Here is a 12,222-nt window from a genome sequence, read left to right on the forward strand (position 1 = left end):
ACAAATTTCGCCGCGTTTGAAATATGGAAGGAATCATACAGGATAGCCGGATGAGCACAGGGACAAACCGGCAGCGCGCAATCAACAAAGCCCTGACGCTACTGCTGCCGGCTGTGCCCTATTCGGATTCCGAGCCGATAAGAGCCGCTGCCGGCGCGCCGCATATGAGGTCCCTTCCACCGCCTATTGCCGTGTGGCTTGCGGCGGTTGCTCATGTCCGCCATCAACACACTGACTACGACGCTTTACGCGATGAGGGTTACGACAAAGAGTCCGCCCGGTTCTTCGTACTTGATGCGATCAATCGGAAGTTGACGGAATGGCGCGCAACGCGCCTGCTCGATCCCGACGAGGAGGACCCTAGCTAGCAGGTTGCTGCCATACCTCTTCGAAGATCAGCTCCTGCAGCGGCAGCCGGTTGCGCCAGCCGCGCTTTTCCAGTTCGGGCGCATCGTAGAGTTCACTGATATAGCCGATACAGAGATAGGCTATGATCTCGACGTGATCAGGGACGCAGAGGACACCGCGCACGTCCTGATCGTGGTAGATGCTGACCCAGCCTACTCCGATCCCCTCGGCGCGAGCTGCGAGCCACAGGTTTTGCACCGCGCATACCGTGCTATACAGATCCATCTGCCGGTTATGCGTACGTCCAAGCACTACCTTGCCGCCGCGCGTGCGGTCACAGGTGATGCACAGATTCAACGGCGCTTTCAAGATGCCTTCGAGCTTCAGCGAGGAATACAGCGCCTGACGCTCGTCCCCAAACAGGAGCTTAGCTTCCTCGTTAGCGCGGGTGAATGCACGATGTATCTGTGCCTTTCGCGCCTCCTCCCGGATAACTATAAAATTCCAGGGCTGCATGAATCCGACCGAGGGTGCGTGATGCGCCGCGTCGAGCAACCGCATCAGCACGTCGCCCGGGATAGGCTGCGGCAGAAACTGGTCGCGAACGTCGCGTCTCGTGTGGATGGCTTTATAGACCGCCGCGCGTTCATCATCTGAGAATGTCTCGGCGGCAAGGGGACCTTGCGAAACTTCTGGCATGGCGCTTCCCCCTCAGGGATGATAAATCCACTGCTCGGGCACGCGCACATCGACCTTTTCGCCTGCCCGGATGATTCCCGGCTTTTCGACCCAGGCGACGATGCCGCGAAGACGTTTTGATACCCGGACGAAATCCAGCGCTGTCGTCAAATGATCGTCTGTGCCTGCACGTTCTCCGATGGAACGTCCTGCAACCTTGCACGGGGCATTCTGGCCATCCACCTTCAAGGTGACGCCGCCCTCGAAAAACATCAACGTCCGTGGCGGCAGCATGGAGAGGGAGGCAATGCCATCGAGAACCATATTGGCGCCTATCCATTCAGCCTTCAACTCCGGCAATCCCATACCAGCTGCAATATCGGCCAGTTCGTCCGATGCGAGAATGGACAGCTGGCGCTCATTGCGCATTTCCGTGCCGCGCGGATACCAGGGTTCGCGCCCCCCCCGACCTGCGGGTTGAACCGGCGTGGAAATCGCCGGTAATACCCTCGAAGGTGAGCTCGAGCGAAGCGGCTGGCGTCGTGACAAAATCGCCAGCGAGTGCTTCAAATAACCCGCTCACCCGGCCGCTGATCTTGCGGGAAGGAAGTATTTCTGTCCGGGTTCCAAACAGGTCAGTCATTCCGCTACTCCATGAATTTCCCGCATACTAGAAGTTCGGGCTACGATCACCAGCGAATATGTCTGATAGCTTCGTCAAAAACGGTGATGGAAGGGCCTGTGTGCTTGCCCCCCTCACTACCTAGCGCGTCAGCGGCTTGTAACTCGGGCGCTTGGGATTGACGCTGTCCGGACCTAGACGACGGATCTTGTCATTTTCGTAGTCCTCGAAGTTTCCTTCGAACCATTCCACGTGACTGTCGCCCTCGAACGCGAGAATATGCGTCGCCAGGCGATCGAGGAACATGCGATCGTGGCTGATGATCACGGCGCAGCCTGCATATTTCTCCAAGGCGTCCTCAAGCGCCGCCAGCGTCTCGGTGTCGAGATCATTGGTCGGCTCGTCGAGCAATAGCACATTGCCGCCGGCCTGCAGCATTTTCGCCAGATGTACGCGATTGCGCTGACCGCCGGAGAGATTGCCGACCTTCTGCTGCTGGTCGCCGCCCTTGAAATTGAACGCCGAGACATAGGCGCGTGAATTCATCTCGTACTTGCCGAGCTTGATAATTTCATTGCCGCCCGAGATCTCTTCCCAGACGTTCTTGTCTGCCTTCAGGTGATCGCGGCTCTGATCCACATAGCCAAGATGAACCGTCTCGCCGATGCGGATCGTGCCGGAATCCGGCTTCTCCTGACCTGTGATCATCTTGAACAGGGTCGTTTTACCGGCACCATTCGGGCCAATAATGCCGACAATGCCGCCGGGCGGCAGCTTGAACGTAAGATTCTCGATCAATAGGCGATCTCCGAAAGACTTGGTGAGACCTTCCGCTTCGATCACTACCTGGCCGAGACGTTCGCCTGCCGGAATAAGGATTTGTGCATCGCCAGGGCGCTGATCGTTGGCGGCATCGACCAGGGCGTCATAGGCCTTGATTCGCGCCTTGGACTTCGCCTGACGGGCCTTGGGGCTCGCCGATATCCACTCGCGCTCACGTTCCAGAGCTTTCTGGCGCGAGTCGTCTTCGCGGCCTTCCTGCTGCATGCGCTTGGCCTTGGCGCCGAGATAGGCCGAGTAATTGCCCTCATAAGGAATACCGCGACCGCGGTCGAGTTCAAGAATCCAGCCGGTCACATTGTCGAGGAAATAGCGATCGTGGGTGATCAGCAGGACCGAGCCCTTGTATTCGCGCAGGTGCTTCTCAAGCCAGGCAGTGGTTTCCGCATCCAGGTGGTTCGTAGGCTCATCGAGGAGCAGGAGATCAGGCTGCGACAGGAGGAGCCGGCACAGCGCGACGCGGCGGCGTTCACCACCGGAAAGATTGGTCACTTCGCTATCGCCCGGCGGACAGCGCAGCGCTTCCATTGCCATCTCCACCTGCGATTCCAGATCCCAGAGGTTCTTGGAATCGATGATATCCTGCAGCTTTGCGCCCTCGTCGGCTGTTTCGTCAGAATAGTTCATCATGACTTCATTGTAGCGGTCGAGAATCGCCTTCTTGTCGGCGACCCCGTCCATGACATTGCCCATCACATCCTTGCTCGGGTCGAGCACTGGCTCCTGAGCGAGATAGCCGACAGTCGCGCCTTCGGCGAGCCACGCCTCGCCGGTATATTCCTTGTCCATCCCGGCCATGATCTTGAGGATCGTCGACTTGCCGGCGCCGTTCGGTCCGAGGATGCCGATCTTGGCATCGGGATAGAAGGAAAGATGAATGTTTTCGAGAACCTTCTTGGTTCCATATGCCTTGTTCAGGCCGGCCATATGATAGATGAATTGGCGTGCCATAACGCGCGTCACTCCGGTGTTCGGGATTTTAGGGACATGAATTTGCGCCGTATGTAGGCGAAAGGGGCTCCTGTGGCAATGGATGGACGGACTATTTCGGGCAAATCACTGGGGTCAAGCTCTATCCTTCTCACGCCCTCACCCCAAGTCTGACCATTTGGTTTGACGCCGCCATTTGCGGGATAGCAATGCTGTGCGTGGCTATCCGGACAGAAGGAAGTGGATTCATAGGAAGCGACGTTGAATGATCAAAGCCAACCTCTCAAACGAGCGAAACCGGGCGCGGATATTTCCGTCACCCGGTTTCCCCTCTGGTGCCGCAGTCGGGGAGCGTCCTCTTCTCCCCTGAACGGCCATGTAACTGGCAGGCGTCGATCGTAATTGCCGCATCCCCGCGTGGCTCGCCTAACAGCGTACTTGCAGTTGCAACAATCGAGGATAAGACGTCCTTCGGACTGAACTTCTGAGGCATGTTTTTGAGGATTGCAAGGGGGTTTGCAAATTAATGTTGCATATGTTTTCTGATGATTATTATTTGTGCATCAGCGCTTTGAATTGAGCGCGTTTCATTGGAAATTATTCCGGATTGACTATTCATGCGCCACCGCTTCAACTGCGACGGGAGGCACTGAATGACTTTCGAAGGCGTTGAAACGGTTGCGAGCCCGACAGGGGCGGCGCTTGCCATGCGGTTTTCCGCATCTCGCGGCCGAGCGCGCGCCATTGTTCAGATCAGCCACGGTGTCAGCGAGCATTCGCTGCGCTACATGCGTTTTGCCGAGTTCCTCAACGAACAGAGCTTTCATGTTTACGCCCACGATCACCGGGGGCACGGACTGACCAGAGCGAACGGAGCTCCGTTGGGGCGTTTCGCTCCCGCAGACGGACCGAACTATGTTCTCGACGACCTTGACGCAATCAATAACCTGGCACGCGCGCGTCACCCCGACCTGCCTGTTATCTTGTTTGGTCATTCCATGGGTGGTCTGATTGCTCTGAACTACGTCGTGACGCACCCGGATAAAGTGGACGCGGTGGCCATCTGGAATGCCAATTTCTCCGCGGGCCTTGCAGGCAGGATTGCTCAGGGTATCCTGCGCGCAGAGCGGATGCTTCTCGGATCAGATGTGCCGAGCATGATCCTGCCGAAATTGACCTTCCAGCAATGGGGCCGAAGCATTGCCAATGCACGCACGGCCTCCGACTGGTTGTCGCGCGACCCGGACGAAGTAGACGCCTATCTCACCGATCCATTGTCAGGATGGAACCCGACTGTGAGCATGTGGCGTGACATTCTCGAGTTCATGTTCGATGGTGCAGATAATGCACGGCTTTCCAAGGTACCGCACTCGCTGCCTTTCAATCTCGTCGGAGGCTCCGAAGATCCTGCTACCGCGAAGGGCCAAGCTGTAAGGGATCTTGAGAGCAGAATGGAGAAACTCGGATTCACGAATGTCACCACAAAGATCTATGAAGACACGCGGCATGAAGGCCTGAACGAGATGAACCGGGAGTCAATCATGCAGGATTTCGCAGACTGGGCTTCGCGCTCGGTCTCAAAACGACCGACCAAACTGGCGAGTGCTTGAAATATGGCTGATGCTCCTTTGACGGGTGTGCGGGTTATCGAACTTGCCCGCGTCCTGGCTGGACCATGGGCCGGACAGGTGCTTGCAGATCTCGGCGCTGACGTCATCAAGGTCGAGAATCCCGCCGGAGGCGACGAGACACGAGGCTGGGGGCCCCCCTTTATCAACAGCAGCGAAGGCGAGAGCCTTTCTGCGGCCTATTTCCACTCCTGCAATCGCGGCAAGCGCTCTATTACGCTTGATTTCACCACCCCGGGAGGGCGGGAGACCGTCAGGGCGCTTTGCCGTAGCGCTGATGTTGTTCTGGAGAATTTCAAAGTCGGTGGATTGAAGAAGTACGGGCTCGACTACGAATCCCTGAACACCGAAAACCCGCGTCTTGTTTATTGTTCGATTACCGGCTTTGGGCAGGATGGCCCCTATGCCAGCCAAGCAGGTTACGATTTCATCATTCAGGGCATGTCCGGCCTGATGTCCGTCACCGGAGAACCTGATCGCGAACCGCAAAAAGTCGGCCTGGCCGTCGCCGATGTCTTCACTGGCCTCTATTCCGTCATTGCCATCCAGGCAGCGCTCGCACATGCAGCAAAGACAGGCGAAGGTCAGTTGATCGACATGGCACTGTTCGACGTGCAATCGGCTGTCATGGCAAACCAGGCAATGAATTATCTTGCGACGGGCAAAAGCCCGCACCGAATGGGCAACGCACACCCGAACATCTCGCCCTATGAGGTTGTACCGACATCAGACGGTCATATGATTCTTGCAGTTGGCAATGACGGGCAGTTCGCAAGGTTTTGCGCAATTGTCGGCCTGGAGGGACTTGCCAGCGATCCGCGTTTCCTGAGTAACCGCGCAAGGCTGGAGAATCGTGCCGAGCTGACCTTACTGATCAGAGCCGAAACGAGAAAGCGTACCCGCGCCGAGCTACTGGACGCCTGCTCCCGCAATGCAGTGCCCGCCGGGCCCATCAACCAGATCGGCGAGATGTTCGACGATCCGCAGATCGTATCGCGGCGATTGCGCCTTGATCTCGAGGACAGTCACGGCAGCACGATCCCATCGGTGCGAACGCCGATCGTGATGTCGAAAACGCCGCTTTCCTACCAACGGCCCTCGCCGCGTCTCGGCGAGCACAGCGCTGAAATTCTCGGGGAACTCAAGGATGCATCTGATGAAAACGGGCGGTGAACTGATCGTCGAAGCCTTGGCTGCCAATCAAGTGGAGCGGTTGTTCTGCGTGCCAGGCGAGAGCTATCTTGCTGTTCTCGATGCACTTTACGATACAGGAATCGGAGTTACGGTGTGCCGCGCCGAAGGCGGTGCTGCCATGATGGCCGAGGCGTGGGGCAAGCTTACCGGCAAACCGGGCATCTGCTTTGTCACGCGTGGTCCAGGCGCAACCAACGCCTCTCCCGGTATCCATATCGCGAGGCAGGATTCAACCCCGCTGATCCTGTTTATAGGACAGGTGCAGCGCGACGCCCGCGAGCGCGAGGCCTTTCAGGAGGTGGAATATCGACGCTTCTTTGCTAATACTGCAAAATGGGTTGCTGAGATCGACGATGCGCGGCGTATTCCCGAATTCGTCACGCGCGCGTTTTCTGTTGCCACCTCGGGCCGACCGGGTCCGGTGGTCCTGGCTTTGCCGGAAGACATGCTGACGGACAAGGTTGAAGCAGTGGCCGCGCAGGGATGGCAACCGGTGGAGACCGGTCCCTCACCCGCCTGCATCGAGAAACTGGCCGATCTTCTGCAAGGCGCGACAAAGCCGTTCATGATCCTCGGCGGCTCGCGCTGGAGCGAACATGCTGTCCGGTCGATCACACGGTTCGCCGAGAAATGGCATCTTCCTGTCGGCTGCTCCTTCCGGCGCCAGATGCTGTTCGATCATCTGCATCCCAACTATGCGGGCGATGTCGGCATCGGCATCAATCCGGCATTGGCAACGCGGGTGAAAGAAGCTGACGTGTTGCTGCTTGTTGGCGGGCGTTTTGGTGAAATGCCGTCCTCCGGCTATACGCTGATTGACAGCCCTTATCCGAAGCAGACATTAATCCACGTCTATCCGGACGCGGATGAACTTGGACGGGTATATCGCCCAAGCCTCGCGATCAATTCAGCACCCGACACGTTTGCCGAAGCTGTCGAACATCTCGCACCGCCGTCCCACATCAACTGGCCGGGGGAAGCGGAAACCGCGCATGAATCCTACCTCGCCTGGTCGACCCCGCCCAAGACCGGACCCGGCGAGGTCGCAATGGGACCGATCATGTCCTATCTCGAGAGCGTCCTGCCGGAGGATGCAATCATGACCAACGGTGCGGGCAACTATGCAACGTGGCTGCATCGGTTCCACCGCTTCCGGCGATTTGGGACGCAGGCAGCGCCGACATCCGGTTCCATGGGCTATGGTCTGCCAGCGGCGGTAGCGGCAAAGCAGCTTAATCCGGAACGGATGGTCATATGCTTTGCCGGGGATGGATGTTTCCTCATGAACGGCCAGGATTTTGCGACTGCTGTAAAATACGGCCTGCCAATCATCGTTCTTGTCATCAACAACAATATTTACGGCACAATCCGCATGCATCAGGAACGGGAATACCCCGGCCGAGTGTCAGCAACTGACCTGACCAACCCGGATTTCGCCATGCTTGCCCGCGCCTATGGCGGACACGGAGAGACAGTGGCCGCAACGGAGGAGTTTGAAGGTGCGTGGCAACGGGCGGTCGAGAGCGGCAAGCCCGCAATCATAGAGATTCAACTCGATCCTGAAGCGATTACACCGGCAAGGACCCTATCCGACATCCGCAACAAAAGGCCTTAAAAAATCCATTATGACGGTCATCTGATGCGTTTCTCTGCGCTTCAATGCTCATGGACAAGAATGTCCGCTGCGCTCCGGTCTCTCGAGAACCGCACCAATTGACTCATCACATTGAATTTTTCAAAAGACCTCTCAGCGGTGATGACAGACAAATGAGGATGGCACGGCGGCGCTTTCGATGTTATGAGCGCGCCTGAAGTCCCACTACGAAAGCCTGCAACTTGAGCAATCCGGCAATTACAATCGTCATTCCGTGCCGAAATGAGGCCGCCAATCTAGCCTTTCTCCTCGATGAAGTGGATGCAGCCATGGAAGGCCGCAGCTACGAAGTGATCGTGGTCGATGACGGCTCGACCGATACGACGGGTGAGGCACTTTGCGAGCGGATCAAGGCCGGAAAGCCGTTGCGCCACGTCCGCCACGACAGGTCCGCAGGCCAAAGCGCAGCCGTTCGCTCCGGGGTATTCGCCGCGAAAGGCAAGGTTGTGGTTACCATGGATGGCGATGGTCAAAACAATCCGGCCTATCTGCCTCTGCTGGCCGATGCATTGCTGGAAGCGGGGCCGGCAACCGGTATCGCAGCCGGGCAACGGCTCAAGCGCACGGACACCAAGCTGAAACAGCTTGCATCCAGGTATGCCAACAAGCTGCGCAGCGCGATCCTCAAGGATGATACGCGCGACAGCGGCTGCGGCCTCAAGGCCGTGCACACGCAGCTTTTCCGCGAACTGCCTTTCTTCGACGGCTGGCATCGCTACCTGCCTGCGCTGGTCCTGCGTGAGGGCTACGGCGTGGTTCATGTCGACGTCGTTGACCGCGAACGTCGTCACGGCAAGTCGAACTACGGCATTCTTGACCGCGGCCTGCGCGGTATTCTCGACCTATACGGTGTCTGGTGGCTGAGAAAACGTCGCAAGACCGTTCCAACGATTACGGAGATCAGTCATGGCTGATGCGATTACCAATTGGCTGCACTCGGTCTTCATCGCCCAGTTCGATGCGTGGGTTCTCCTCGGCTTTTTTGCCCAGGGATGTTTTACGATGCGCTTCGTCGTGCAGTGGATTGCCTCGGAGCGCGCCAAGCGCAGTGTCGTGCCAGTGACATTCTGGTTCTTTTCGCTGTTCGGCGGAGCTTTGCTTTTCATCTATGCCGTCGTTCGAAAGGACCCTGTGTTCATCGCCGGTCAGGGACTCGGCCTTTTCGTCTACATCCGCAATCTTTGGCTCATCGCCAATGAAAAAAAGGCAATGACGCAGGACACGTAAGCAAGGATAGCTGATGACGAATTCCTATCCGGTTCCCGGCAGCATGAGGCTGCGCGCGGCTCACTATCTGTTGCTGATCTTCATTTGTCTCGTGTCGTTCGTTCCGGGAATCGCCTCCATACCGCCATTGGACCGCGACGAATCGCGCTACGTTCAGGCGACGCGCCAAATGGCAGAGAGCGGCGACTATGTCGACATCCGCTTTCAGGACGCATCGCGATACAAGAAGCCGATTGGTATTTACTGGTTGCAGAGTGCCGCGCTGAAACTGACTGGTTACGATACGAGCGCACCGGTTTGGGTTTACCGCCTCGTCTCGGTGACCGGTGCAACAATTGCAGTTCTGGGAACTGCGGCCCTGGGGGCCTTCCTATTCGGGCAGAGCGCCGGACTCATGGCCGGCATCGCCCTTGCCGCCATCGTCATGCTCGGCTTCGAAGCTCGCGTCGCAAAGACCGACGCAACTGTGCTGGCAACCGTTGTCATCGCGCAGGGTGCGCTTGCATCAATCTGGATGGCGAGCCGCAGGCAGGCAGCGGGAAAATGGGCGCCAGCGATAATATTCTGGGTGGCGACGGCAATTGGGGTTCTTATCAAGGGACCGATAACGCCCTTCGTCGGGCTTTTGACGATGGGATCGCTCAGCCTCTTCTACCGCGAGTGGCGATGGCTGAAACGACTGAAGCCTTTCAGCGGCATCCTCATCCTGCTGGCCATTGTGCTGCCTTGGCTAATTTTGATTACGATCAAGAGCGGCGGTGCCTTCTTCAACGAATCCGTCAACAAGGATTTCCTGTCTAAGGTCGGCGATGGGCAGGAAAGCCATGGCGCACCGCCAGGTTATTTTGCTCTGATCTTTGTTGTGTTCATCTGGCCGTTCGGCGTTCTTGCCATTCGTGGCGGCCTGCAAGCCTTGAGCCGCATTCGGGAAGATCCGCGATTAGCCTTTCTGATGGCCTGGTACGTGCCGTTCTGGCTGGTAACGGAACTCATCCCGACCAAGCTTCCGCACTACATCCTGCCAGCCTATCCGGCCCTTCTGTTGATGATGGCCTGGGCCATCGACACGGGTATCGCCACGCAGCCCTATCGCTGGCGCTGGCAGAAATGGATGGAACGGCTCACGCTGGTAGGTCTGGCCGCAGCCACACTCGGCTTCATGGGCGCCGGACTTGTCCTGCCCTATGTCATGACCGGATCGTTCTCATTTGCTGGAATCATCGCGTTCTTCACGGCGCTCGCTGCAGGGGTATTTGCCAGCGGGCTGGTGTTGAATCACAATCTGAAGCGTGCGCTGCAAGCTGCTGCAACCTTTGCGATTATTACCCTTGTACTGCTGACATGGGGCGTAGTCCCCGCACTTACTCCCATGTGGCTGAGCCCCGCAATCGCCAATGCATTCAACGCGGTCAAAAAATGCGAGAACAGCGTATTGGCCTCCGCCAGCTATGCCGAACCAAGCCTGGTATTTCTTGCCGGTACGCCGACAATTCTCACCGATGGAGCGGGCGCAGCCAAACATCTGACCGGCGATCCTGCCTGTGCCATTTCAGCGGTGGACGAACGAGAGCGCACCGCTTTCATCCAGGCTTTGCCAGAGGGCGAGAAGTCAGTTGCGGCAGTCGCAACCCTCACCGGGATCAATTATAGCAAGGGCCGCAACACGACTATAACTCTGTACAGGGCGGTCAAATAGCGGCCTGAAGTCAGGCGCTATTGCCAACCAGCGGCCGCCCGACAGAGCGATATTCCAGGCCAGATCCGTCAAGGTCCTGCGCGTTGAAAACGTTGCGCAAGTCGAACAGGAGCTTGCCGCTCATAAGTGTCGAGACCCGCTTCAGATCCAGCGCACGGTAGGCATTCCACTCGGTCAGCAGAAGGGTGATCCCTGCCCCGTCGACGGCTTCGTAAGCGGACTTGCACCAGACAACGCCAGGCAGAACGGCCTCTCCCGCTGCACGTGCCTCTGGATCATGCGCCCGCACGGTCAGGCCAGCCTTTTGCAGCGCCGGAATGATGTCGAGCGCCGGAGCTTCCCGGATGTCATCGGTATTGGGCTTGAAGGCGATGCCGAGCACTGCAACCGAAGTCGCTCCGGTCTGCTTTGCTGCCTCAATCACACGTTCCGCCATGGAACGCTTGCGCTGCTCGTTGATGGTAACGACCTGTTCGATGAGCGTCTGCGGCGCGTTCACCTTGCGTCCCGTCGCAGCATAAGCGCGTGTATCCTTCGGGAAGCACGATCCGCCAAACCCCGGCCCGGCGTGCAGGAACTTCGAACCGATACGATTGTCCATGCCGATGGCGCGCGCCACATCCTGTACGTTTCCTCCCGCTTTTTCGCACAGGTCGGCTACTTCGTTGATAAACGTAACCTTCATGGCCAGGAAAGCGTTGGCCGCGTATTTGATGATCTCGGCGTTTTCCAGCGTCGTGACGATCATCGGCGTCTCGCGCAGGTATAGCGGCCGGTAAACGCGCTTCATCGCCGCTGCGCCGGCATCATCATGAACGCCGACAACGACACGATCGGGCCGCAGGAAATCTTCGACGGCGGAGCCTTCTCGCAGGAACTCCGGATTGGAAACCATCGAAAACGGCACATCCGGCCGCGCTTTGGCGATACGGGCACGCACGTCGGCATTGGTGCCCACGACCACGGTGGATTTGATGACAATGACCGCGTTTGGCTTCATCGCTGCGGCAATCTCATCGGCAGCCGCATGTATATACTGCAGGTCGGCCTCGCCGTCGCCGCGCCGCGAGGGCGTGCCCACCGCAACAAAGATCACATCGGCATCGGCAACGGTGGCCGCAAGTTCAGTCGTGAACGTCAATCGCCCGTCGCGCGCGTTGCGCACCAGCAACTCGTCCAAGCCAGGTTCATAGATCGTTACTTCGCCGGCCTGCAGCCGCTCGATAATCGATGGATTCTTGTCGACACAGGTAACCTGAAAACCAAACTCGGCAAAACAGACGCCCGACACCAGACCGACATACCCGGTACCTATCATCGCAATCTTCATTGAACGATCCAATCCTTATCAGTTACTGACGAGACGTTTCGCACATTCGTAACGCCATGCCAATTTCACTTTGCA

10 protein-coding genes and 1 pseudogene are annotated in these 12,222 nt (G+C 57.8%); 7 read left to right on the forward strand and 4 right to left on the reverse strand.

Annotated features, from left to right (window positions below; all coding sequences use genetic code 11):
* Positions 1-50 precede the first annotated feature (50 nt).
* Positions 51-368: a DUF2293 domain-containing protein gene (locus CU100_RS19180; RefSeq protein ID WP_106718643.1), complete on the forward strand. Its 318-nt coding sequence runs from the start codon at positions 51-53 to the stop codon at positions 366-368.
* On the opposite strand, the gene bluB is transcribed toward CU100_RS19180, so the two are convergent.
* The 3 genes and pseudogenes from bluB to ettA all read right to left on the reverse strand — a co-directional run bounded on the left by bluB (position 361) and on the right by ettA (position 3,439).
* Positions 361-1,047 carry a 5,6-dimethylbenzimidazole synthase gene (bluB, locus tag CU100_RS19185; RefSeq protein WP_106718209.1) on the reverse strand — a complete coding sequence of 229 codons (687 nt, stop codon included), beginning with the start codon at positions 1,045-1,047 and terminating at the stop codon, positions 361-363. The genes CU100_RS19180 and bluB overlap by 8 nt on opposite strands.
* A gap of 12 nt (positions 1,048-1,059) precedes the next feature.
* A pseudogene (locus tag CU100_RS19190) lies at positions 1,060-1,669 on the reverse strand (MOSC domain-containing protein).
* A gap of 120 nt (positions 1,670-1,789) precedes the next feature.
* Entirely contained in the window at positions 1,790-3,439 is a 1,650-nt protein-coding gene (gene ettA, locus CU100_RS19195; RefSeq protein WP_106718210.1) for an energy-dependent translational throttle protein EttA, read from the reverse strand.
* A gap of 632 nt (positions 3,440-4,071) precedes the next feature.
* On the opposite strand from ettA, the gene CU100_RS19200 reads away from it, so the two are divergent.
* The 6 genes from CU100_RS19200 (at position 4,072) to CU100_RS19225 (ending at position 10,817) form a co-directional block, all read left to right on the forward strand.
* A complete protein-coding gene (locus CU100_RS19200; RefSeq protein WP_106718211.1) occupies positions 4,072-5,028 on the forward strand; it encodes an alpha/beta hydrolase in 957 nt (318 codons plus the stop codon).
* 3 nt (positions 5,029-5,031) lie between these two features.
* Positions 5,032-6,219, forward strand: a complete 1,188-nt coding sequence (locus tag CU100_RS19205) for a CaiB/BaiF CoA transferase family protein (protein ID WP_106718212.1) — start codon at positions 5,032-5,034, stop codon at positions 6,217-6,219.
* Positions 6,203-7,855: a thiamine pyrophosphate-binding protein gene (locus CU100_RS19210; RefSeq protein ID WP_106718644.1), complete on the forward strand. Its 1,653-nt coding sequence runs from the start codon at positions 6,203-6,205 to the stop codon at positions 7,853-7,855. The genes CU100_RS19205 and CU100_RS19210 overlap by 17 nt, the downstream gene beginning before the upstream one ends.
* Positions 7,856-8,076: 221 nt before the next feature.
* On the forward strand, positions 8,077-8,808 hold the full coding sequence (locus tag CU100_RS19215) for a glycosyltransferase family 2 protein (RefSeq protein ID WP_106718213.1): 732 nt from the start codon (positions 8,077-8,079) through the stop codon (positions 8,806-8,808).
* Positions 8,801-9,121 (forward strand): lipid-A-disaccharide synthase N-terminal domain-containing protein, encoded by a 321-nt coding sequence (locus CU100_RS19220; protein ID WP_106718214.1) that lies wholly within the window; start codon positions 8,801-8,803, stop codon positions 9,119-9,121. The genes CU100_RS19215 and CU100_RS19220 overlap by 8 nt, the downstream gene beginning before the upstream one ends.
* A 13-nt stretch (positions 9,122-9,134) precedes the next feature.
* A complete protein-coding gene (locus tag CU100_RS19225; RefSeq protein ID WP_245419130.1) occupies positions 9,135-10,817 on the forward strand; it encodes an ArnT family glycosyltransferase in 1,683 nt (560 codons plus the stop codon).
* 10 nt (positions 10,818-10,827) lie between these two features.
* Here the strand turns inward: CU100_RS19225 and CU100_RS19230 are convergent, their stop codons facing one another.
* On the reverse strand, positions 10,828-12,147 hold the full coding sequence (locus tag CU100_RS19230) for a UDP-glucose dehydrogenase family protein (RefSeq protein ID WP_106718215.1): 1,320 nt from the start codon (positions 12,145-12,147) through the stop codon (positions 10,828-10,830).
* Between the last annotated feature and the right edge of the window lie 75 nt (positions 12,148-12,222).

Origin of the sequence: Phyllobacterium endophyticum, from assembly GCF_003010935.1 — a bacterium.
Lineage (GTDB): Bacteria > Pseudomonadota > Alphaproteobacteria > Rhizobiales > Rhizobiaceae > Phyllobacterium > Phyllobacterium endophyticum.